The organism is Paenibacillus sp. FSL H7-0331 (assembly GCF_001956045.1).
Map to the genome: position 1 here is coordinate 170,536 of NZ_MRTH01000012.1, position 23,289 is coordinate 193,824.

The following is a 23,289-nucleotide window of genomic DNA, read 5'->3' on the forward strand; positions in this document are numbered from 1 at the left end:
TTATGAGAAAAGGGAGCGTTAACAATGAATAACAAAGGGAATCGGGTAGGATCGAGGATGTTGGCGGTTGTAGTCTCACTGGTCATGGCGTTTACGGTATCGGCATGCACGATTCAGGATCCAAACGAATCCAAGGCCGGGAGCACTAAAAACACAAATGCAACAGTAACTATATCCTGGGGCGTACAAAAACCGAAGAAAGAAGCGGATGAGGGTGTATACAACAAGGTCATCAGCGAGTATATGAAGGTGAATCCAAAGGTACAAGTGAAAATGGCTTATACCGAATACACGGATGATGCTCAATGGGTTACTTGGCTTAACTCGCAGCTTCTGGGTGGTGCTGCCCCCGACGTGGTGTGGACCTGGCATGTTCCGGCTATGGAAAACTACCGTAAAGGTCTGGTTGTGGACCTTAAACCTTATCTCGATAAGCAGAATCCATATGATTCCAAACAGCGCACCTGGTGGGACAGCTACTCAACCGGATTGATCAATCAGAACATGGATAATACGAATGGTACTGTACCGTCAGCACCCCTTTCTACCGTGGCGGTGAAAGTATTTTATAATAAAAATTTGTTTGCAAAGGCGGGGATAACAAGTAATCCAAAGACGTTCGGTGAACTTCTTGCCGCATCCGAGAAGCTCAAGTCCGCGGGTGTTGTACCGTTTATTGCCCCCAACAAATCCCCGGTGGACAATGTGTTCAACTGGCAGCATCGGATGTTTATGGATCAAATGATTGCTCCGATTATACCTCAGCTTGATTTGGACAAAAACGGCCTCGTGGAGCTAAATGAAATTGTAGCCGGTACGCAGAAAGGGATTATCGACCTGGAGAAATCACCTTGGACAGACAGTGCGGAACTGATTAAAACGTTCTCCCAATACTGGTATCCGGGTTATAACGGAATTGATACCGCAACAGCGACAGATTTGTTCATCAAGCAGGAGGGTGCCATGATGATGCAAACCGGAAACAATTTGAAAACATTTATAGACAATCCTGACCGCAAATTCGATATCGGTTTCTTCTCCTTCCCTTATTTAACCAAGCAGGATTCTCCGAATGCAGTCGAAAAGCTGTATGAAATGGGTGGATCTCCAATAAACAATTTCTCAATTCCGAGTGCGGTAAAAGGAGAGAAGCTCGATGCCGCGGTAAACTTCCTGCAGTTCTTGGCCTCAGAAAAGGGTGCCGCACTGTTTGCTGAAGGTCTTTGGTGGACGCCTGCGACCAAGGACGCCGTTCTTCCCGAGGCCCTGAAAGGAATGTATATCGAAGGAAACACTTCAAGCTTGAGACTGCTTGCGCCGCAAACGAATCAAAAACTGTACCAGGATGATACGATGGTAGGACAGTTGTTCCTCGAGGGTAAGACCACTACGAAGGAGTTTAATACGATCTTGAACAAAGACTTGAAGTCGAGTGTGGAGCAACTCAGCAAGCAGAACGGTTGGACGGAACAGAACGGTTGGGGTTTAAAGAAATAATCTTAGGAGACGGGGTCATTTTTCATGCCAAATAATTTAGAGCGTCCCAATTTGTTGTTTGTTTTTTCCGATCAGCACAGATGGTGTGATTTAAACTGTTATGGAAATACCCAGGTTATCTCTCCCCATTTGGATGCATTCTCTAAAAAGTCAGTGCAGTTGGAGAATTGCATCGCTAACAGTCCGTTATGTGTACCTTCACGTGGATCGATGCTCTCAGGTTTACATCCATTAAAACATGGAGCGGCAGGGAACGATTTACCATTATCTGATGATGTTGAAACCCTTGGTCACGTGTTAGCCGATAGTGGTTACCACACGGGTTATATAGGAAAGTGGCATTTAGCCGGAGTGCCGCGAGATCAATCTATTCCTTCAGGAAAGCGGAGATTCGGTTTTAAGGAGTGGAAGGTAGCAAACTGTACACATGATTATTTGCATTCTTACTATGATGATGAGGAGAACGTGCGTCATCCGATTGAAGGTTACGAGCCTATCGAACAAACGAATCTCGCTTTGGATTTTATCCAAAGAAATAGCGGTCAACCATGGGGGTTAGTACTTTCGTGGGGCCCGCCTCACGATCCTTACGCTCTTATTCCTCAAGAATATGTTGATTTATATAAAGATGTTGACATTCAATTAAGGGATAATGTAGGCGAAAGAGCCTTATCATTTAAAAAAGAAGGTGCAAATAGAGAGGATATTATAAGAGACATTAAGGGATATTATGCTCATATAACTGCATTGGATAAGCAATTTGGACGAATAATCAAACAATTGGAGCAAACCGGACAACTTGAGAATACAATTATCGTGTACACAAGTGATCATGGTGATATGTTAGGTAGTCAAGGCCAGTATAATAAGCAGCTGCCTTATGAAGAATCTATCAAGGTACCGCTGCTAGTCTTTTGGCAAGGGCGCACAATTACATTAAAACGAAATGAATTAATCGGTTTGGTAGATTTACCGGTCAGCTTGCTTGGACTTATGGGTCTTCATTTCACCAATAATGTGGATGGGGAAGACCTGCATAATCTTTTTACTAACCAAGAAGCACAAGGAAAAGAATCCTGTTATATCCATGATCTTACGGCTTGTCACATATCAGTAGTGAGGGGAACACCACAGTGGAGAGGAATTCGAACCGAACGTTACACGTATGCGAAAACTGTGCATAATGAAGATTGGATGCTTTACGATAATATAGAGGATCCTTATCAAATGAAAAATTTAGTTAGCCATCCCGAAATACAAAATAGTAAAGAGGAATTGAACCGAAAATTAGACGAGTATATAACCAAGCATGATGGGCTTGTGCCGTGGGATGATTTGGCTGAACAAACGGGACTTAAAGATAAATGGGATGAAAGTCAAGCGCATTTTTTAAATATTTGGCCGGGTCTTGTTAAAGCTCCGAATGCTGCAGAACAAGGATAAATCCGTGCTCAGCTGTCAGCCTGCAACAGGCAGAGGCCTTTATACAATGTAAATGCTGAGTCGCCATACGAACGGTACGTTCGTATGGCGACTTTTATATCCTGCCTTTGTGGGAATTTGATATAATTTTATTAAAAGAGATGTAGGGGGCCTGCGCTTTGCTAAAAGTCATCATTGCGGAAGATGAGCAGTGGATCAGGAAAAGCATTGTGAAGTGCGTCGAATGGGAGCGTCTTGACCTGGAATTAGTCGCCGAAGCTTCTGATGGAAATAAGGCGCTTGAACGGGTACGCTGCCTTAATCCTGACATCATCCTCATAGATATCCATATGCCTGGTTTTAACGGTTTGCAGCTAATGGAACATTGGGCGGCTGAGGGATTTAAACCGAAATTTATTATTATCAGTGGCTATAATAATTTTGAGTATGCACAGAAAGCAATTTCTTTCGGGGCCTTTGCTTATTTACTTAAACCGATCAAACGTGAGGAAGTAAACGAAACCTTGGCCAAAGCATGCCAGGTTATTCATATGGAACGGGAAATGCGGACTAATCTGGAACAGGTGAAAAAGCAATTGAACGTCGGCATTCCGCTGATAAAAGAACGAATTATGTTCGATTATTTGTCGGGACGGGATAACAGTACGTCTCATCAGGATATCGCCTATTCCCCCTATTATGCTGTACTTGTGTTAGGGTTTGACAACTATTTAAAAATTAACGTAAATCGAGAAAATATTAAGCAAGATATTAAAGGAACTCTCGCTATCATCGAAGCGATATTAATGAAATGTGATGAAGGTATTGTATTTGAGAGGGAAGAGAACCGGATTGTTGTCATTCTTGGTCTGAAAAGTGACCGTGAACCGATCCATCTTGCGTTAGCAAAGCGTATACTGTCAGAAATTAGGAGTACAGCGTACTCGGTAACGATCGGGGCTGGAAATATTCACAGTCATGTTTCACAAATAAAACAATCCTATAATGAAGCTTTGAAAGCCTATCGGGAAAAGCTCATTATCGGCGGTGATAAAATTATTACTCCGCTAACGGTAGCTTCCGGTCAATTCGCTGTTCCGGAAGACCACATTAAATCGACATGCATGGCTGTGGAGCTTTCTGACATTAAGGGGATTCGGCTGGGAGTACAGGTGGTTCTCAGCAGCATCGTCAATTTGGGACCCATCTGTTATGACACTGTAGCGAAGCTCGTATCACGGTTGCTTGACGCAACTGTGGAGCTGGCACTCCGCTACGGGATCCAGGAAAAATTCTATGAAGAAAGGGATTTGGAATATTTGGAGGGCATCGATTCATTAACCGACTATTTAATTTCAATTCTAATCACCATCACCGGTAAAATATCGTCCGCCAAAGAAAACAAAGGGCTTAAAGCCATCTCAGCCGCTTTAGAGTTTATCCAAAGCCACTATACAAAAGATATTTCTCTCGAGATGCTTGCCTCACACGTGAGCTTAAATCCTAATTATTTATCGGAAATGTTTAAAAAAGAAACAGGATCTAATTATACAGATTATGTTGTCTCTCTTAGAATTAAAAAAGCCCAGGCTCTGATGCAGGAGAACCCCTGGCTCAGTATTAACAAAATAGCCGAGCTTGTTGGTTACGGAAATACTCGTTATTTCTCCACCTTGTTCCATAAGAAAACGGGATATCGGCCGTCCGAATTCAAGCAACTGGTTTCAAATTCAACTACGAATGTCGCAGAAGAGGAATTCGATGAATAACGAGCCTGCACCAGGGAGGACAACAAATGAGAAAACTCGTTCAATGGTTGAATTACAGTCTGCAGCGCAAGCTGATGCTAAGTTATATTCTGGTCATTGTGATTCCTCTTGTTCTCACATCGTTCATCCTATATCAACGAGCGACACACATCGTGACTGATCAAACGGAAAAGTATAACAATAGAATGCTCCAGCTAATGAACGAAAAGATTGATAATCTCGTGACTCAGATTGACCGAATCTCCTACTTTGTGTATTTGGATGATGTGCAGAGGCTTCTGAACAACATTCCGAAGGATCCGGTGGAAAACGCCTCGTGGCAGATCGACATGAAGATTAAGCTGAATAGTTGGATTGGATTTTTAGGATTTAACGGCGGTGTTCGCGGCATAACCTTGCTTGATGAACAGGGAGTCTTCTTTAATTCGGAAAACACTGTTATTCAAAAAGGCTTCTCAACTGATCGGGCACGTTGGTACCAAGACGCGATCGAAGCGGATGGTGCAAAAGTGCTGCTCGGTCCCAAGGAACTGGGTGAATATACAATTTATCCCAATTTACGGAACGGTAGCCTAAATTTTGCTATCGCGCGCAAGGTTTATAATTTACAAAAGAATGATTCACTTGGGGTTCTAGTCATGGGAATTGAGATGTATGATATGCATGCAATCATGAGTGAACTGAATCTCGATAACAGCACAGGTCTGATGATCATAGATAAATCCAAGGAAATCATATATTCTCGTGGAATAGAGAGTCCGGAACTGCAGCTTAGCCGGATCATTACAGGGCTGTCACCCGGCAGTAGCTCAATTGTGCAGGAAGGAAACCATAGTTACCTTGTCAACATTTTCACATCAACGAGCACCGGCTGGAATTACATTACACTCACCAGTGCAGAAGTTCTTTCGTCCGACGCAAAAAAGCTGAGTGGCTTCATATTATTGATAGGTGTCTTCGCTTGTATTATGGCGGTTCTCATCTCTTTTATATTTGCTAAAAGAATTGTAACTCCCCTTAAGTGTCTGAAGAACTCCATGAAGAACATTGAAAAAAATAATTTTCATAGCAATATCCAGGTGACGGGCCATGATGAAGTTAGCCAACTGACCGTAAGCTTTAACCTAATGGTGTCAAGGATCAGAGAGCTTATTCATTCCGTATATCGGTCGGAGATCCAGGAGAAGGAAGCTCATATTATGGCTTTGCAGTCCCAAATCAATCCCCACTTTTTATACAACACGTTAGGCACAATCAATGCCATGGCGATGTTATCCGATAATGAGGATATCAGCAGGATGGTGGTCGCTTTGGGGGACATGTTTAAGTATGCAATGAAACAAAATGGAGGTTTTGCTACCATCCGTGAGGAGATGGAACACCTTGAAAACTATATAACCATTCAACAGTGCCGTTATGGGGATCGAATACAATTCTGCATGGACGTATCGGAAGCGTTAAAGGAATTCAGCATTATCCGCCTTGTTTTGCAGCCTCTGGTGGAGAATGCCATTCGTCATGGTTTGGATCCGCTGCCGGATGGGGGGACAATATGGATCCATGGCGAATACGACCCTGAAATCGTTCGTATTCATATTCGGGATAACGGTCGCGGTATTGAGCCGGACAAGCTTAGGGCAATTCAATCCAAGCTGCTCTCACGTTTGCAGGATGGGGCACACCGAAGCAATGAGAGTATCGGTATATACAATGTGAATGAGCGTTTTAAATTGTATTTCGGAGTTGAATATGGCATTTACATAACGAGTGAGCTCGGTCAGGGAACGACTGTGTCGCTAGTGTTTCCCGTAACTCAATAGAAAGAACAGGGCCATCTCTCAGTTTTTTTAGGCCTTTGGGAAAGGCCCTTTTCAATTATTTCGATGAACTGCACGGTATTCTGCAGGACTCATCTGAAAATGCTTTCTGAAATTTTTATAGAAAAAATGGATGTTTTTGTATCCGATATGTGCTGAAATCTGGGCGATATTAAGATCTGTGTTTTTTAGCAGTAAGCATGCCTTTTTCAGCCTAATATTCTGAATGACTTTGATAAAGCTCTGTCCGAAATAGTCTTTAATGATTTTGCTTAAATAATTCGGATGAAAATGAAAGTGCTCTGCTGCTGAAGTCAGGTTTATCGTTTGATAATTGATCTCCATGTAATGAAGGATATCCGCCATTTTTACAGTTTTCTTGCCGCTGTCGGTATCGTTTTCGTACTTGGTATCCTTATAGAGACGCAGCAATTCAGTGAAAAGCAGCCCCAAGTAACTATTAATTGCTTCTTCGGAACAAATGTTTGAACTATAGTATTCACAGATCAGTTCAGTCATGAAATATCGAACTTTGGAGTTGCCTTCTGACGGAAATATCATGTACTCACTTTGCTCTTGGCTTTTATATACGGCATTTACAAAAAATTCGGAGAGCAAATTGTTACCGGCTAAGCTGTGGATTAAATGGCTGTCATAATAGCTTTTTCTCATCAAGCAATTGATGATAATATCGTTCTCGCTGCATGCTTCGATAGAATGAACAACATTGGTATCTAAAATAATGAGATGACCTTCCGACAAAGTTATCCTTTTGTTATTTATCGTTTGAGTAAGAGTTCCAGCATAGACGTAACTTATTTCAATGAATTCATGCCGATGTTCTTGAACAATGGCAAATCGGGGATGTTTGTTCATGACGATGAGCTGGTCTGTTTTAAAAAAGTAGCTTTCGCTAATTTTTTTGTCGGCAGATACGTCACCGGGAAACTGCAGCAGCCAAGGCTGTCCCCAATGCTTGCGCTCCAATTCATCAATACTCCAGAGGAATGGAGCCACTTCCTGTATGTCCACAAAATCTCTCCTTGCGTACGAATGTTTGAAATGGTTAATAAATAAACTTGGTATGGATATTTGAATGAAGTTTAGACTATTGTATCATAAGGATATATCAGAAAAAAGTCTATATTTGATTCGGATAATAATGCTGCTAACATTTGTTGAAAACGTATTAACGAGGAGGATAAGCAATATGGCATTGGGGGATTTAGAGGTAGGACAGCTTTTATGCGAGTCAATGGTAAACCCGGTCGGAATCGATATTCTGGTCCCGAGGTTTAGCTGGCAGTTGAAATCAGTCAGGCGAGGGGTGCTTCAAGCGGCTTATCGCATCATGGTCGCCGATACTGAAGAAAAACTATCGCAAGGTACCGATCTAATCTGGGATTCAGGTAAAGTTCAATCGGACGAATCGGTATTTTGCGCTTATGAGGGTGAACAATTAATATCCAGAAAAAGGTATTACTGGCGTGTGAAGGTATGGGATCAGACAGGGGCGGAATCAGAATGGAGCACGGTAGCTTATTGGGAAATGGGGCTCATGCAGCGGGAAGATTGGAAAGCCCTGTGGATCGAGCCCAAACAAGAACCTGTAGTCGAAGACTCTATATTAAGCTTACGTGAAGCCTTGCAATACAACGAACCGACGGATACGTCCATTTTGCACCCATGCCCTTTGCTGAGAAAATCATTTTTTATTCCATCCAACTTACGTAAGGCAAGACTTTATGCAACAGCACACGGCACTTATGTGTTCCAAATCAATGGACAAAAAGTAGGCAACCAGGAACTTGCGCCTGAGTTCACATCTTACGATCGATATCTTCAATATCACACTTACGAAGTAACAGATCTGGTGAAGAAGGGTGCAAATGCTCTAGGTGCTATTTTGTCGGATGGCTGGTATGCCGGAAGAATCGGTCTCTCTGGAAACAGCTGCCAATATGGCGATAGACTTGGTCTTTTGTTTCAGTTGGAACTCGAATACGAGGACGGTACACAGGAGATTATCATTTCCGATCACAACGTTAAATCATCATTCAGCCATATCCTTTATTCAGATCAGTTTATTGGTGAAAAAGTGGACGCCAGACTGATGAAGGATGGTTGGGCACTACCGGATTACGACGATTCCAGTTGGGATCATGTTGACGTAGCACATTTTGATATCTCCAATTTAGTGGCACATTATGGTGAGCCCGTTCGGGTTGTTGAAAAACTTCCTGTTGTTCAAGTGATAACGACTCCTAAAGGAGAAACGGTAGTCGATTTTGGGCAAGTGATGGCGGGGCGTGTTTCCATGAGTGTAACAGGGCTGGCAGGCACCGAAATTATACTGGAACATTCCGAAGTGTTGGATGAACAAGGGAATTTTCTCAACAATATTATGGGAAGGCATAAAGATCAAAAGGATATCTATATTCTTCGCGGAGGTGAACCCGAAACTTTTGAACCCAGCTTCACTTTTCACGGGTTCCGCTATGTGAAGGTTACAGGATATCCGGGGATCGTTCTACCTGAACACTTTACGGCTATTGTACTGTCTTCAGATATGAGATATACGGGCTCTTTTGAATGTTCTGATGAGAGAATTAATCGTTTACAGCAAAACATTGTATGGAGTCAGAAATCGAATATGCTGTCGATACCCATGGATTGTCCGCAAAGGGAGCGTGCCGGTTGGTCTGGAGATATTCAAGTATTCGTTCCCACCGCGGCATTCAATATGGACGTGCACGTATTTTTAACACGGTGGCTCCGCAATCTTGCGCTTGAACAACTGCCAAATGGAGAGATACCGAATGGAGCTCCTTACCATAAAAGTTTTCGATATATAGACCATACGTTGATGGGAAAAGATTCTTCAGCAGGTTGGGGGGATGCCATTATTATCGTCCCATGGGCTTTATTTCAAGCTTATGGCGATGTTCAAGTGCTTGAGGAATTTTATGATTCCATGGTTCGTTGGATCAGTTATATTCGCCGGACAGCGGAAGATGAGATGCCGGACAACTATGAACAAATGGATGATGAGCAAAAGGAAAGACAGAAATATTTATGGAATACCGGATATCATTTTGGCGACTGGTTGTTCCCGAGTGCCGCCACTCCAACGGAGAGCGCCATGATGACAAAAGAAGTTGTATCGACATCTTTCTTTGCTTACTCTACGCTGCTCCTTTCTAAAATTGCCGCCATACTAGGCAGACACTCAGACGCAGAGGAGTATTCGGTCCTGAATGGGCATATTCGGAATGCATTTTCAGAAGAATACCTTAATGATGAAGGGATGCTGTCGGCACATTTTCAAGGTGCATATGTTTTGGCACTACAGTTTGGACTTGTTCCAGAGATGGCTCGCATCAAAGTCGTAGAGCAATTAGTTAGCCTTATAGAAGGTAATGGCTATCGGCTTGATACGGGATTCGTTTCCGTTCCTTTCTTATTGGATGTTCTCTGTAAATATGGCAAACGAGAAATTGCGTATATGTTATTATTTCAAACAGAGTGTCCATCATGGCTGTATGAAGTGGAACGAGGCGCTACTACCATTTGGGAATCATGGAGCGCGATCCAGCCAGATGGCAAAGTATCTTCCATGTCCTTTAATCATTATGCGTTTGGTTGTGTTGGCGATTGGCTTTACCGTGAAATTGGGGGTCTCCATAAAGAACAAGTGGGATATAAGAAAATTAACATCCAGCCGGCTGTTGATTGCGGGTTGTCTTATGCATCGGCGAAATATGAATCCCGGTACGGGACCATTGTCTCAGGTTGGAGCAAACAGGGGCGGCAGTTCACCGTTGAAGTCATTATACCGACGAATACAACGGGTACTGTAATGCTTCCAAGTGCAAATCTTGAAAATGTGAAGGAATCAGGTATTCCATTAAGAGAGACCTTAGGGTTTATTTCATTTCAACAAATGAATTTGGGTGTATCTGTTCTGCTCGGGAGTGGGAACTATAGATTTACTTATTCTCTAGAATAATCTTCACAACCTTCAGGCTCTTCGTCGTCTTCGGCTTCAACAAGGGGAGAGAAGGTGTGGAGGGCTGGACCAGTGTGTTCATGGTCACTATTATTGCTTGAGAAGTATTGGATATTTCGTCGCGATTCAACAGAAAGTACGACAACTAACCACATAAACTAAATCTCTATTTACTAAAAATAAGGATGAGTATAATGTTCATCCTTATTTTAATAATATCAATTTGTCAAATTAACATTTTATGTAACCATTAAAAAATCCCATCATCTATCGTTCAGAATTCTATCGATATAATATCCTCCAGCTACAATGTTGAAGTAAAGATGGAGTCGTCCAACCAACACAGATCAAATTTCGAGCGGTGTGGACGCAGCCAAATACCGTGGGCTTTCTGGCATGCGAATACAGGCTCACCTCACCGCATTCGTCGCTAATGTGAAACGAATGGTTAGTTGATAGAGAAAAAGCAGCCCGCTCTCTCCCTTAGAACCATTTTTTTAGGACAGCCCCAGTTTGGTTAGGAGGGGGTAGACACCCAGTTGGCGATGGCATGAGCTGCTTGAGCGCTGCAGAACCTACATTCGTAGGTGTAAGATTTCATTTAATTCCTGTATAAAGGCTGAATTTTCTACTTCCTTCCCCACCGAAACCCGAATATGGCCTGGAAGATTCCATATTCCCCCGAAACGAACAATAATTCCTTTACTTAACAATTGCTCATAAATAAATTTGGCATGCGTGCCCAGATCAACCAACACAAAGTTGCTCATGCTTTCAACAAACGGTAGCTGGAGTTCCCGAAATGAACGGTAGAGCTGTTCTTTGCCTTCTGAATTCACTTGTAAAGACAGGCGTAAGTGCTCAGTATCGTGAAGAGCAGCCGAAGCCGCGGCTTGAGCTAATGCATTGACATTAAAAGGCTCCTTCACCTTAAGGATCTGCTTAATAATGGACTCTGGAGCCGCCCCATAACCGACTCGTAATCCTGCCAAACCATATATTTTTGAAAACGTCTGAAGTACGACAATCGGATATCCGGCGCGAACAAATTCCAGCCCGTTTGTGTAGTCGGCAGCTGTAGCGTATTGACTGTAAGCCGCATCAAACAGCATCAGGATATGTTTAGGCAGTACGTCCAGCAAATGATGCAAGACAGATTGTGATAGATAGGTGCCGGTCGGGTTGTTAGGCGAACAAATGCAGAGCAGTTTGGTTCGCTCGGTAACCGCGTTTACGATGGCATCAATATCGAAGGTGTACGACTCCCCGAGCGGGACATTAACGACGTTTGCTCCCATAAGAAGTGCCCCGAATTCATATTCGCTGAATGATGGAGCAGGGACAATGATTTCATCGCCAGGTTCCAGAAAAGCCTCGGAGACAAGCGTTATTAACTCATCGCCTCCATTACTGATAATCAATTGTTGCGGTTTCATGTCAAGTTTCTCGGCAATAGCTTGCCGTAAGTTCGTTGTGCTTGAATCTGGATAGCGATGAATGTCCGGTAAAGAACACATAATGGCCTCCAAAGCTTTGGGAGAAGGTCCCAACGGATTTTCGTTTGAAGCTAGTTTGATGATCCTGGATATCCCCAGCTCGCTCTGAAGCTCCCAAATAGGCTTTCCTGGTGTATAGGGACTAATGTTTTGTATGGCCTTTCTCGCTCGGACTTCATTGTTTCCAGACATAATAAATCTCCTTTTCATATAAATTTCAGGCGGTGACTGCTCCTTTTAATGTAAAACTTCCTCTAAGTAAAGTAACCATCCAATCGGTTTTATTTCTCCCGATCCAGTTTATAGGTTCATTTGTGTTGTCTAATGGCTGGCACGTAAAGAAAAGAAATGGATGGTTACGTTTCTACTCCCATCCTTTACGATCGGTTTGTACAAGCGGTTATCATAGAAGCTTGATTATGCAGGGGGTTGAATCAGATGAGCATACTGAACGTTTTGAAAAAGGAAAAAATAATGGCCATGATCAGAGGACTGTCGCCAGCCACAACTGACCGGACCTTGGATGCGTTGGCCAATGGAGGAATTCGGTTTATTGAAGTGACCACAAATACAGAAGGGGCTTATGCGCTGGTCTCACGTTGGAGAACCGCATATAGCGACGATTTATACATCGGTATTGGAACTGTGCTCGATGTGAACATGGCCAAACAAGCGATTGACGCTGGAGCACAATTTCTAGTTTCCCCCAATCTGGATGCAGAAGTGATTGCATATGGAATCAGGCATCAGATCGATGTCTATCCGGGAGTAATGACACCAACAGAGATTGTGAAAGCGAGCAAGGCAGGAGCCAAAGCTGTAAAAGTGTTCCCAATGGGTTCACTGGGTGGCGCCTCTTATTTGAAAGAAGTTCGCGCTCCGCTAGATAAGATACCGATGATCGCTTCAGGAAGTGTCGGTTTACACAACATTCGTGAGATTATTGCCGCGGGGGCGTGTGCTGTAGGCATGGGTGGACATTTGGTAAATAAACAGTGGATTGAGGCCGGGAATTATGCCGCAATGACGAAACTGGCGAGTGAATGTGTCGGTTTGGTTAAAGAATAGACTGGTTTGGATGAGCCCTGAATACGAAGAGGATGTTTAAGTGAAAGGAAAGATCAACATGAATCATCAGAAGACGCCTTTGTTTACGGCATTGGTAGAGCATGCCTCAAGCGATCCACTACCGTTTCACATCCCGGGTCATAAAAAAGGGAAAGGGATGGACCCTGAATTCAGAGCTTTTATGGGGGATAATGCTTTATCGATTGATCTTATTAATATTATGCCGCTCGATGATCTTCATCAGCCAACAGGCGTGATTCGTGAAGCGGAACGGCTCGCGGCAGATGCATTTGGTGCAGATTATACACTGTTTTCCGTACAAGGCACTACCGGAGCTATCATGACGATGATAATGTCGGTTTGTTCACCGGGCGATAAAATTATCATTCCCCGAAATGCACATAAGTCCATTTTATCCGCTGTTATTTTTGCAGGAGCAATCCCGGTATGGGTATATCCCGAAAGGGATAAGAAGCTTGGAATCGAGCATGGAGTTGTAAAGGAATCGATCCAGCAGGCGCTGAAGCTCAACCCGGATGTGAAAGCAGTACTCGTCATCAACCCGACATATTATGGAACAAGCATCGATTTATCCCAGATGGTCGAACTCGTGCACAGTCACGGCATCCCGGTTCTTGTTGATGAAGCACACGGTACACTCATCCACTTTCACGAAAGGCTGCCGATATCGGCTATGCAAGCGGGTGCGGATATGGCGGCAACGAGCGTGCATAAGCTCGGCGGTTCGCTGACCCAGAGCTCGATATTAAATGTGAAGGGCAATCTGGTAAGCATAGAGAGAATACGTACGGTAATGAGCATGCTGACGACGACCTCGACCTCCTACTTGCTGCTGGCTTCCCTTGATGCTGCCCGAAGGCAATTGGCTGTGAATGGACAAGTATTGGCTCAGAAAGCGATAGATTTAGCCCATTATGGCCGCAGCCAAATTAATGAAATTCCCGGATTGTACTGTTATGGAGACGATATCCTTCGTACTGACGGCGTGTTTCATTACGATTCTACAAAGCTTTGTATTCATCTGGGTCAACTAGGCATAACCGGATATGAAGCCGAGCAGTGGCTGAGGGATAAACACAGGATAGAGGCCGAATTGAGCGATCTGACGAATATTTTGTGCCTCATTACGATGGGAGATACAGAGCGGGAAGTGAATCGCTTGCTGCAAGCATTGCGGCAGATGTCAGCGGTATTCCATCGTACTGCAGCGGTCCACTACATCGAAGCTGTCGATGTTCCTGCTGCCTCGAGCTTTGAACTATCGCCAAGAGATGCTTTCTATGCATGTACTGAAAAAGTGTGTTTTCAACAATCGTGTGATCGAATTATCGCTGAATTCATTTATGTTTACCCTCCCGGGATTCCAATTTTAATGCCGGGTCAGCTGATAACTCAGGAAATTATTGACTATATCATGAGGCATTTGGATGCAGGTCTTCCGGTTAAAGGTCCGGAGGATTCAAGTATACAAGCAGTTAAGGTCGTTTCCATCCCATAACGAGGGTCCTTATGAAAGGTTTCTTTATGGACAAAGCATGTCTTCTTTGTTTCATTTTCTTGAACATGGTCGGTTGGATATCTTGGCAAGCGGCTGGTGACACACCCAGTGTTCTCTTATAAAGTGAAACGTAATTCAAGTACGAAGGTTAGTTGATAGGAGCTGAGAAATATGAAATTACCCCATGTGCTTCGATGGATGACGTCGTTTTACTTGCTGACGCTTGTATTATTGACGACTACCGGATGCGCAGACAACATTATCGTGTTAGATCCAAAAGGACCGATTGCGGAGCAGCAAAGAGATTTAATGCTCATTTCAACCGTATTGTGTTGTTTGGTTATCGTGCCTGTTCTGTTTCTTACGGCATTCATTGTTTGGCGGTACCGTGACAGAAAAGGCAGCACAGCCAAATATACGCCAAATTGGGAGCACAGTACCCGGCTGGAGGTGATCTGGTGGGGTATTCCGATTGTGATTATAGGCGTGCTGGCGGTAATTACCGTGCAGGCTACCTATGCGCTGGAGCCTTCCAAGCCACTGGCGTCGGACGAAAAGCTGATAACCATTCAGGTGACCTCACTGGATTGGAAATGGCTGTTCCAATATCCGGAGCAGGGAATCGCGACAGTGAATGAAGTGAAATTCCCGAAGGGTGTGCCTGTCCGATTCGAGATCACAGCCGATTCTCCAATGAATTCCTTTTGGATTCCGCAGCTTGGCGGTCAAATGTACGCAATGTCCGGTATGGCTATGACCCTATATTTGCAAGCCTATGAGCAGGGGCATTATTGGGGATCTGGCGCCAATTTCACCGGAAAAGATTTTGCAAAGATGTATTTTAATGTGGAATCGACAACCCAGGCGGATTTTGAACAGTGGGTGAAGGGTGTTAAAGCGACCTCACCTGAGCTTACTCTGGACGGTTACCAACAGTTAGCCAAACCGGCTGCATCGGATGTGAGGACATTTTCTGCTTTTCCAGAAGGCTTGTTTGAGATGACGGTCACGAAGTATGCTTCATCGCACAATCACGGCTTGTCATGGAAAGATATTCAAAAGATTCAGGTCAAAGAGTAACAGGCTCGGAATCGAAAAGTAAGGAGAGAGTTGCCCATGTGGGAGAAAATAAAAAGCTTCGCTGCGGATTTCTTTGTTACGGGCGATCCGTTAATTTACGGGGCGGATGTCAGTATTGTTATTACTATCATAACGGTGTTATTCGTGCTAACGTTTTTCAAAAAGTGGGGTTGGTTGTGGCGTGAATGGTTAACAACCGTCGATCATAAAAAAATCGGCATTATGTATATCATCTGTGCTTTTCTTATGCTGTTCCGCGGAGGTGTGGATGCGCTCCTGATGCGGACACAGCTGGCTGTGCCGGAGTTTGGTTTCCTGGCACCGGATCACTACAATCAAATATTCACGACCCATGGCGTCATTATGATTTTGTTTATGGCGATGCCCTTTATGTTTGGCTTGTTTAATGTGATGGTTCCTTTACAAATCGGGGCGAGAGATGTGGCTTTTCCGTTCCTTAACTCGTTAAGCTTCTGGCTGTTTTTCTCGGGTGCGATGCTTTTCAATATGTCCTTTGTGATCGGAGGTTCACCGGATGCGGGCTGGCTTGCTTATCCGCCTTATTCGGGGCTTATGCATAACCCGGGTGTCGGACAGGATTTCTATATTTGGGGAATCCAGATATCGGGGATTGGCAGCTTGATGACCGGGATCAACTTCATCGTCACGATTCTGAAAATGCGTGCTCCCGGCATGAAGCTGATGAAAATGCCGATGTTCCCATGGTCCGTATTATCGAGCTGTATCGCGATTATTTTTTCTTTTCCGATTTTGACGGCAACATTGGCACTGCTATTTCTGGACCGTTATGCGGGTGCGCATTTTTTCACCTTGGACGGTGGCGGCAACCCCATGATGTACATTAATCTGATCTGGATGTGGGGACATCCTGAAGTGTATATTATCGTGCTCCCTGCCTTCGGCATTTTTTCGGAGATCGTCTCAACCTTTGCCAAGAAAAAGCTGTTCGGTTATAAATCGATGGTGTATGCCATGATGATTATTAGCATTCTGTCGTTTCTTGTGTGGGCGCATCATTTCTTTACGATGGGTTCGGGCGCAGATGTCAATGCCTTCTTTGCTCTGACGACGATGCTGATCGCGATTCCCACAGGTGCCAAAGTATTCAATTGGCTGTTTACGATGTTTCGAGGCAAGATTACGTTTGAAACACCGATGCTTTGGACGATCGGATTTATTCCCTGCTTTGTCACGGGCGGGCTTACAGGGGTGCTATTGTCGGTAGCCCCGGCGGATTTTCAGTTTCACAACAGCTATTTTCTGGTAGCCCATTTTCATCATGTCATTATTGGTGGTGTGGTGTTCGGTTACTTTGCCGGTCTGTATTATTGGTGGCCCAAATTATTCGGCTTCAAGCTGAATGAGCGGATTGGCAAATGGGCGTTCTGGTTCTGGAATATCGGCTTTTACCTGTGTTTTATGCCGCAATATGTGCTCGGTCTGATGGGTATGACCAGGCGGGTCGTTACCTACGGATGGGACAAGGGCTGGTGGGAAATGAATATGGTTTCCACTATTGGTGCTGGCTTGATGGGAATCGCATTCCTGTTTCAGGTATGGCAAATTGCCCATGGCGTCAAACACCGTGCAGCCAATCTCGATACAACGGGAGATCCATGGAACGGGCGCACACTGGAATGGTCTATCCCTTCTCCAGCGCCACATTATAACTTTGCGGTACTCCCGCAAGTCTCCGCGCAGGATGAGTGGTGGGAAGAAAAGCTGCGCAGGGAAAGCGGACAGCCGTCGCCTAAACCTGCGAAGCTGGAACCCATTCATATGCCTAAAAATTCCGCAATCCCGATTATTATGGCAGCCTTTTGGTTTATGACCGGTTTTGGCTTCGTATTTCATTGGCTTTGGTTCACAATACCAGGATTAGCGGGGGTAGCGATTTGTATGATTGTCCATTCCTTTAATTATGATACCGATTATTATGTCCCGGTGGATGAAATCGAACGCACGGAAGCTGCAATAAGGAAGGTGACAAGCTAATGGCTGCATCCAATTTGTCAGGGCATGCTTTTCAACCTGAGTCACATGCAGAGCATCACAATCATCCGGATCTGGAGGAGATGCGTACATTCGGATTCTGGATCTACCTGATGACTGATGTTATGATATTCGGCACTTTTTTTGCCACCTATATCGTTCTTCGCGGCAATACCAACGGCGGGCCAGGACCGGCTGAGTTGTTCGAGCTGGGCGGGGTGATCGTCAGTACGTTCATATTACTTGCTAGCAGCTACACATGCGGATTGGCCTTATTAGCGATGCATAAAGGGAAACGACAAGCCTTGATCGGCTGGCTTGGTGTTACAGCAGCTTTAGGCGCAGTCTTCATCGGGCTGGAGGTCAGCGAATTTATTCATCTGGTCAATGAAGGCGCAACAATGGGCACAAGTGCTTTTTTATCTGCTTTTTATACACTGGTAGGTACCCATGGCCTGCACGTATTGATCGGACTGGTCTGGATGATCGGACTGATAATTCAGTTATCGAGGCAGGGAATCACGCCAGTAACGAAGCGAAAAGTCAATGTGATCAGCTTGTTCTGGCACTTTCTTGACGTGGTATGGATTTTTGTATTCACAGTTGTTTATTTAATGGGGGTGAGCTGAATGGCACAGGTTGAAATGGCTCATTCGCAGGATGAATCACATGGATCGTTCAAATCGTATACGCTCGGATTTCTTTGTTCTCTTATCCTGACGGTAATACCGATTGTCATTGTGATGAATGGCTGGCTGGAGGGGACGATGAACGCGGTTGTACTTATGACGGCAGCCGTTCTGCAATTGTGCGTACAGCTGATTTTTTTCATGCATCTGCGTGATGAGAAGAAACCGCGTTATAACCTGATCTCCCTGATTCTCGGTCTGGTCATTCTTTTGGTAATTGTTGCGGGATCGATGTGGATCATGTTGTACAATATGGTGGCTTTATGAGTAGAGCAAGTGAAGTTGCAGGTACATTCAAAGACTGGATTCAATTGACCAAGCCCCGCATTCTTCAGCTGAATCTGTTTGCCGCTTTTGGAGGTTATTGGCTGGCTTCCAAATGGTCGTTGGAGTGGAGCCTATTGATATGGACGTTGCTTGGAACCGTCTTAACGATGGCGTCCTCGTGCGTGTTCAATAATATTTGGGATTATAAGCTGGACAGGAAGATGAAGCGAACCCAAGATCGGCCGCTTGCAGCCGGTCGACTGAAAATAAGAGGCGTACTGTTGTACGCCTTAACGCTTGGCATAACGGGTGAAGTGATCCTGTTCTGGAGAGTGAACGCGCTGTGCGGCTGGCTCGGTTTGGTCGGAATGTTCGTCTACATTGTCATTTACACGATGTGGCTGAAGCGCAGCTCGACCTGGAGCACATCCATCGGCGGTGTGTCCGGTGCTATGCCGCCAGTGATCGGTTATTGTGCAAGTACAAATGGGATTGACCCAGGGGCTGTTCTCTTGTTTGCCTTATTGTTTTTGTGGCAGCCTGCTCACTTCTGGTCGCTCGCCATTCGGCGTGTGGAGGAATATAGAGCGGCAGGTTATCCACTGCTGCCTGTTCGCAAAGGAATACGACGTACCCAAGTACAAATGATCCCATACGTCGCGCTGCTGCTGCCGACAGTCCTCCTGCTGTATATGTATGATTATTCCGGGAGCCTCTTTCTGATTGTATCCTTACTTGCGGGTATCGTCTGGTTCTGGCATACGCTGCGTGGAAGAACAGCAATGAATATGGACCGATGGGCCAAAACCAATTTCCTGATATCGGTGAATTACTTGATGGTGGTGTTTGTCATGATGATAGTGGATACGACAGGCCGTCCTTTTTAACATAAACAAGGAGGGGATTTCAAATTGAAACTGCCCAAAAAGGAACTGATCGTTGGGGATGAATAGAAGAAAAGGTTATTTAGTTCTTATGATGTTCCTCGGTGTTGTATTAACCGCATGTAATCAAGGAAATGACGCTTCGAGTACAACCTTACCTGGTGAGGCTGGCGCAGTAGCGTTGTATAAAAAACAGTGCTTATCCTGCCACGCTGCTGACTTAAGCGGTAGGGTAGGTCCAAGCTTGCAGCATATTGGATCGAATATGACCAAGGAAGAGTTGTTGGGTATCATTCAAGGTGGTGCTGTAGGTATGCCTGCCTTTAACAACATATTAAATGGTGAAGAAATGGAAGCTTTAGCACAATGGCTCTCAATCCATCAATGAAGGGGGAGGCAGTTATGAAAAAAGTTATTTTAGTTGGTTGGTTAGGTCTGATCCTTATATTTACAGCCGCATGCGGCAATGGCAAACCGAATCAACTCCATTATCAGGTGGCACCCTTCAATTTCATCAATCAGGATGAAAAACCCGTCGCTTTATCTGATTTAAAAGGAAAGGTTTGGATTGCCGACTTTGTTTTTACTTATTGCACTACGGTATGCCCGACAATGACTGCTAACATGTCAAAGCTGCAAAAGCAATTGAAGGCAGCAGGTGTTGAGGCTCAAATCGTTTCTTTTTCAGTAGATCCGGAGCGGGACAAACCGGAGGCTTTAAAAAAATACTTATCTAAATTTGACGCTGATTTTTCCAATTGGCATGCGTTAACCGGATATGAGTTTGATGAAATCCAAACATTTGCCCTCAAGTCGTTTAAATCTATCGTAACCAGGGATGCGTCCTCCAATCAAGTCATTCACGGCACCCTGTTTTATCTGGTCGACTCGTCAGGCACGGTAGTGGCCAAATATGATGGGAGCATGGACACACCCTACGATAAAATCATAAAGGATATCAAAGCGCTGCAACGATAGGCAATACGCGTGGAGAGCGAAAAAGGTCAGCATTAGGAGATGCTAACCTTTTTGTGTTATCCATTGCGCTTTTGAAAATCAATCATCAAATCTGCGAGCGCTTGGCATGCTTCATATGGCACTGCATTGTAAGTTGACGCACGGAGATGTCCCACGCTGCGATGCCCCTCCAATCCAATGAAATGCTCGGCGTTCGCTTTCTGCAATAGGAGCTTCTCCAATTGTTCGTTATGGACTTTAAAAGTAATATTCATCAATGATCGGCTGTTTGGTTTGACCATACCTGTGTAAAATCCGCCACTTTGATCGATAGCATCATAAATCAGCTTGGCTTTCTCCGCATTTCGTTTCTCCAAACCTGCCAAACCACCGTGCTGCTTAATCCATTTCAAAACCAGATTGACCATATAAATCGAATAAACGGGTGGAGTATTAAACAGCGAATTGTGTTGGGTATACGTCTCATAGTTCAGCATCACAGGTAAATGTGCAGGAATATTTCTAATGATTTCTTCCTGCAATATGACCACCGTGACTCCGGATGGACCGAGATTTTTTTGAGCTCCGGCATAGATCAAGGCGAATTGTGAGGCATCTATGGGACGTGACAGGATATCACTGGACATATCCGCTATCAAGGGGACATGATCCATATGCGGGAAGCTGTGGAACTGTGAGCCATTGATCGTTTCGTTTGAAGTAATATGCAGATAAGCAGCCTTCTGTGGGTTAACCTGTATGTCTGAAATGGATGGAATTTCCATATAGTTATTTGCTTCTCCCGAAGCCGCTATGACTGTTTCCCCGAACTTTCGAGCTTCCTGGATCGCCTTGTCCGCCCAGGCCCCTGTCATCACATAGTTTCCAGTTTTGCCTGGTGAGAGAAAATTCATCGGAATCATTGAGAATTGCGTACTCGCTCCGCCCTGCAGAAAAAGCACCTTATACCCTGCCGGAAGCTGAAGCAGTTCTTTAAAGAGCTGCTGTGCTTCATTATGGATTTCTTCATATTCTTTGGAACGATGCGAAATTTCCATAATGGACATGCCTATTCCCTTATAATCGATCATCTCCGCTTGTGCTTGCTCTAATACCTCTATAGGTAGTGCAGCAGGACCTGCATAAAAATTGTATGGACGTATTCGCATTCTCATCGTCACCTTCTATAATTATATATTTTATGGGGTTAACTATAGAGGATGTGCATAGCTAAGTAACCTTCCAATCTCCCGCTTTTTTAGCCATCCAGTTCCTGTGAGCCGAGTGGAAGGTTTATTTCAGTACTTATTCACCATGGCTTCCTGAAGAGCCGCTGCAAATTTCGATATTCCTGGACCGATTTCATCAGCTCGCGCTCTCGCATAAGTGAATCGTACATATCCTGATTCGGAACCATAGACGCTTCCAGGGACAAAGATAACACCCCTTCGAATGGCTTCTTCCAACAGCTTGTTATCATTCACCTCGGGTATAATTTTGCACCAGAGATGCAAGCCTCCTTGTGGGACTGTGAAGCTGACAAGCTCATGTAATTCCTTATGCAGTGCTTCAATCAACAAATCCCGTTTATACAGCAGATGCATGCGCAAACGCTCCAAATGAGGAACGAAATAAGCCGATTTCAAAAACTGCGCAGCCACCCTTTGTGGGATTACACTAAGTCCAAAATCCATCTGCTGCCTGGCATCGGCCAACCGCTCGACAACGGAATGGGGAGCAACCATCCATCCAATACGCAATCCTGAAGCGGCTATTTTGGAAAATGAACCGATGTAGAGAACGGATCCGATGGGATCAATCGATTTGAGCGGCATTGGAGGTACCCCGTCATAGGCAGTCAGGCTAAAGGGATCATCTTCTACAATGGGGAGACCCAGCTCGCTCGCCACATCAAGCAGTTCCTTACGGCGTTCAGCATCAAGAACAGCGCCGGTTGGGTTTTGAAAATTCGGATTAATAAACACCATCTTGATCCGATGCTTCTTGTAGAGTGAACGGATATCATCAGGTCGAACTCCTTTATCATCTACGGGAAGACGGAACAAGCGGAGACCGGCTGATTGAAACATAGGCAATGAATAGCAATAAGAAGGATCTTCTATGGCAACCGCATCTCCAGGAGACAGCAAGCACTGTGTAATTAAATACAAGGATTGCTGTGAACCCGATGTGATGAGAATGGACTCCTCTGTCGTTTGAATTCCCCGGTACTGCTTCAAGTACGCTACCAATGCTTGTCTGAGCGGAATGTACCCTTGCGGGTTGTCATAGCCCAAGTAGGAGGTGTATTCATGTTCGCTCATGAGCAGATTGATCTCTTCGACAGGGGATAAGTCTCCTGCCAATTCGCCGCTGGCAAAATCAATCAAGGCTTGATTGTGCCCCAGAGCTTCACGGATACGTCGCAAAAAGGGCAAATTAGGCAAAAAGTTACCGCCTTCTGCGTATCGATGCCAGTTAGGGGTATGTTTGGGCGTAGCTCCCCATTTATATTTACTTACTCGCGTTCCGCTTCCCGATCGGCTCTCAATAATCCCATGCGCCCGCAGCTCCGCGTAGGCCTGAATCACGGTACTGCGGTTCACTCCCAACTGCTCCGCTAATTTTCGTTCGGAAGGAAGCAAGCTTCCAGCTGGAAACTCGCCATAAGAAATTCTCCGTTCGAGATCATCAGCAATTTGTTGAAATAAAGTTTGGTCGCTTAAACGATCAGGTTTCCACATGAACTAGACCTCCCCAGGTATCTTTTTGTATATAGGATGAATGAATACTGTGTTTTTT

General features: G+C 44.6%; 18 protein-coding genes. 14 read left to right on the forward strand and 4 right to left on the reverse strand.

The genetic code is table 11. From position 1 onward, the window contains the following. Positions 1–24 precede the first annotated feature (24 nt). The 4 genes from BK127_RS19400 (at position 25) to BK127_RS19415 (ending at position 6,508) form a co-directional block, all read left to right on the forward strand. Positions 25–1,497 (forward strand): ABC transporter substrate-binding protein, encoded by a 1,473-nt coding sequence (locus tag BK127_RS19400; RefSeq protein ID WP_076233154.1) that lies wholly within the window; start codon positions 25–27, stop codon positions 1,495–1,497. A 24-nt stretch (positions 1,498–1,521) separates the two neighbouring features. Continuing rightward, positions 1,522–2,940, forward strand: a complete 1,419-nt coding sequence (locus BK127_RS19405; protein ID WP_076233155.1) for a sulfatase family protein — start codon at positions 1,522–1,524, stop codon at positions 2,938–2,940. A 158-nt stretch (positions 2,941–3,098) separates the two neighbouring features. Then, on the forward strand, positions 3,099–4,688 hold the full coding sequence (locus BK127_RS19410) for a response regulator (protein WP_076233156.1): 1,590 nt from the start codon (positions 3,099–3,101) through the stop codon (positions 4,686–4,688). A gap of 26 nt (positions 4,689–4,714) precedes the next feature. After that, positions 4,715–6,508, forward strand: a complete 1,794-nt coding sequence (locus tag BK127_RS19415) for a cache domain-containing sensor histidine kinase (RefSeq protein WP_076233157.1) — start codon at positions 4,715–4,717, stop codon at positions 6,506–6,508. Positions 6,509–6,559: 51 nt separating this feature from the next. Here the strand turns inward: BK127_RS19415 and BK127_RS19420 are convergent, their stop codons facing one another. After that, positions 6,560–7,537, reverse strand: coding sequence for an AraC family transcriptional regulator (locus tag BK127_RS19420; protein ID WP_076233158.1), 978 nt, complete (start codon positions 7,535–7,537; stop codon positions 6,560–6,562). A 178-nt stretch (positions 7,538–7,715) separates the two neighbouring features. On the opposite strand from BK127_RS19420, the gene BK127_RS19425 reads away from it, so the two are divergent. Next, entirely contained in the window at positions 7,716–10,514 is a 2,799-nt protein-coding gene (locus tag BK127_RS19425) for an alpha-L-rhamnosidase (RefSeq protein WP_076233159.1), read from the forward strand. Between the two features lie 575 nt (positions 10,515–11,089). Here BK127_RS19425 and hisC read toward each other — a convergent pair. Further along, positions 11,090–12,202, reverse strand: coding sequence for a histidinol-phosphate transaminase (gene hisC, locus BK127_RS19430; protein ID WP_076233160.1), 1,113 nt, complete (start codon positions 12,200–12,202; stop codon positions 11,090–11,092). Between the two features lie 246 nt (positions 12,203–12,448). Here hisC and BK127_RS19435 point away from each other — a divergent pair, with 246 nt between their 5' ends. The 9 genes from BK127_RS19435 to BK127_RS19475 all read left to right on the forward strand — a co-directional run bounded on the left by BK127_RS19435 (position 12,449) and on the right by BK127_RS19475 (position 20,508). After that, entirely contained in the window at positions 12,449–13,078 is a 630-nt protein-coding gene (locus BK127_RS19435; protein WP_076233161.1) for a bifunctional 4-hydroxy-2-oxoglutarate aldolase/2-dehydro-3-deoxy-phosphogluconate aldolase, read from the forward strand. Positions 13,079–13,136: 58 nt separating this feature from the next. Next, positions 13,137–14,597: an aminotransferase class I/II-fold pyridoxal phosphate-dependent enzyme gene (locus BK127_RS19440; RefSeq protein WP_179097535.1), complete on the forward strand. Its 1,461-nt coding sequence runs from the start codon at positions 13,137–13,139 to the stop codon at positions 14,595–14,597. 171 nt (positions 14,598–14,768) lie between these two features. Continuing rightward, on the forward strand, positions 14,769–15,677 hold the full coding sequence (gene cyoA / locus BK127_RS19445) for a ubiquinol oxidase subunit II (protein ID WP_076233162.1): 909 nt from the start codon (positions 14,769–14,771) through the stop codon (positions 15,675–15,677). A gap of 36 nt (positions 15,678–15,713) precedes the next feature. Then, positions 15,714–17,693: a cbb3-type cytochrome c oxidase subunit I gene (locus BK127_RS19450; RefSeq protein ID WP_076233163.1), complete on the forward strand. Its 1,980-nt coding sequence runs from the start codon at positions 15,714–15,716 to the stop codon at positions 17,691–17,693. Further along, positions 17,693–18,319, forward strand: a complete 627-nt coding sequence (cyoC, locus tag BK127_RS19455; RefSeq protein WP_076233164.1) for a cytochrome o ubiquinol oxidase subunit III — start codon at positions 17,693–17,695, stop codon at positions 18,317–18,319. The genes BK127_RS19450 and cyoC overlap by 1 nt, the downstream gene beginning before the upstream one ends. Further along, on the forward strand, positions 18,320–18,646 hold the full coding sequence (cyoD, locus tag BK127_RS19460; RefSeq protein WP_076233165.1) for a cytochrome o ubiquinol oxidase subunit IV: 327 nt from the start codon (positions 18,320–18,322) through the stop codon (positions 18,644–18,646). It abuts the gene before it with no gap. Beyond that, positions 18,643–19,533 carry a heme o synthase gene (gene cyoE, locus BK127_RS19465; RefSeq protein ID WP_076233166.1) on the forward strand — a complete coding sequence of 297 codons (891 nt, stop codon included), beginning with the start codon at positions 18,643–18,645 and terminating at the stop codon, positions 19,531–19,533. Before cyoD ends, cyoE begins: the two co-directional genes overlap by 4 nt. A gap of 58 nt (positions 19,534–19,591) precedes the next feature. Further along, positions 19,592–19,918, forward strand: coding sequence for a c-type cytochrome (locus BK127_RS19470; RefSeq protein ID WP_076233232.1), 327 nt, complete (start codon positions 19,592–19,594; stop codon positions 19,916–19,918). A gap of 14 nt (positions 19,919–19,932) precedes the next feature. Continuing rightward, on the forward strand, positions 19,933–20,508 hold the full coding sequence (locus BK127_RS19475) for an SCO family protein (RefSeq protein ID WP_076233167.1): 576 nt from the start codon (positions 19,933–19,935) through the stop codon (positions 20,506–20,508). 56 nt (positions 20,509–20,564) lie between these two features. Here BK127_RS19475 and serC read toward each other — a convergent pair whose 3' ends face one another. Then, positions 20,565–21,656 (reverse strand): 3-phosphoserine/phosphohydroxythreonine transaminase, encoded by a 1,092-nt coding sequence (serC, locus tag BK127_RS19480; protein ID WP_076233168.1) that lies wholly within the window; start codon positions 21,654–21,656, stop codon positions 20,565–20,567. A 129-nt stretch (positions 21,657–21,785) separates the two neighbouring features. Continuing rightward, positions 21,786–23,231, reverse strand: a complete 1,446-nt coding sequence (gene pdxR / locus BK127_RS19485) for a MocR-like pyridoxine biosynthesis transcription factor PdxR (protein ID WP_076233169.1) — start codon at positions 23,229–23,231, stop codon at positions 21,786–21,788. Positions 23,232–23,289 lie beyond the last annotated feature (58 nt).

Excerpts from the sequence above, each read along its gene's own strand:
- BK127_RS19400 (WP_076233154.1), top strand. The coding sequence starts at position 25 with ATGAATAACAAAGGGAATCGGGTAGGATCGAGGATGTTGGCGGTTGTA.
- BK127_RS19405 (WP_076233155.1), top strand. The coding sequence starts at position 1,522 with ATGCCAAATAATTTAGAGCGTCCCAATTTGTTGTTTGTTTTTTCCGAT.
- BK127_RS19415 (WP_076233157.1), top strand. The coding sequence starts at position 4,715 with ATGAGAAAACTCGTTCAATGGTTGAATTACAGTCTGCAGCGCAAGCTG.
- BK127_RS19425 (WP_076233159.1), top strand. The coding sequence starts at position 7,716 with ATGGCATTGGGGGATTTAGAGGTAGGACAGCTTTTATGCGAGTCAATG.
- hisC (WP_076233160.1), bottom strand. The coding sequence starts at position 12,202 with ATGTCTGGAAACAATGAAGTCCGAGCGAGAAAGGCCATACAAAACATT.
- BK127_RS19435 (WP_076233161.1), top strand. The coding sequence starts at position 12,449 with ATGAGCATACTGAACGTTTTGAAAAAGGAAAAAATAATGGCCATGATC.
- BK127_RS19440 (WP_179097535.1), top strand. The coding sequence starts at position 13,137 with ATGAATCATCAGAAGACGCCTTTGTTTACGGCATTGGTAGAGCATGCC.
- cyoA (WP_076233162.1), top strand. The coding sequence starts at position 14,769 with ATGAAATTACCCCATGTGCTTCGATGGATGACGTCGTTTTACTTGCTG.
- BK127_RS19450 (WP_076233163.1), top strand. The coding sequence starts at position 15,714 with ATGTGGGAGAAAATAAAAAGCTTCGCTGCGGATTTCTTTGTTACGGGC.
- cyoC (WP_076233164.1), top strand. The coding sequence starts at position 17,693 with ATGGCTGCATCCAATTTGTCAGGGCATGCTTTTCAACCTGAGTCACAT.
- cyoD (WP_076233165.1), top strand. The coding sequence starts at position 18,320 with ATGGCACAGGTTGAAATGGCTCATTCGCAGGATGAATCACATGGATCG.
- cyoE (WP_076233166.1), top strand. The coding sequence starts at position 18,643 with ATGAGTAGAGCAAGTGAAGTTGCAGGTACATTCAAAGACTGGATTCAA.
- BK127_RS19470 (WP_076233232.1), top strand. The coding sequence starts at position 19,592 with ATGAATAGAAGAAAAGGTTATTTAGTTCTTATGATGTTCCTCGGTGTT.
- BK127_RS19475 (WP_076233167.1), top strand. The coding sequence starts at position 19,933 with ATGAAAAAAGTTATTTTAGTTGGTTGGTTAGGTCTGATCCTTATATTT.
- serC (WP_076233168.1), bottom strand. The coding sequence starts at position 21,656 with ATGCGAATACGTCCATACAATTTTTATGCAGGTCCTGCTGCACTACCT.
- pdxR (WP_076233169.1), bottom strand. The coding sequence starts at position 23,231 with ATGTGGAAACCTGATCGTTTAAGCGACCAAACTTTATTTCAACAAATT.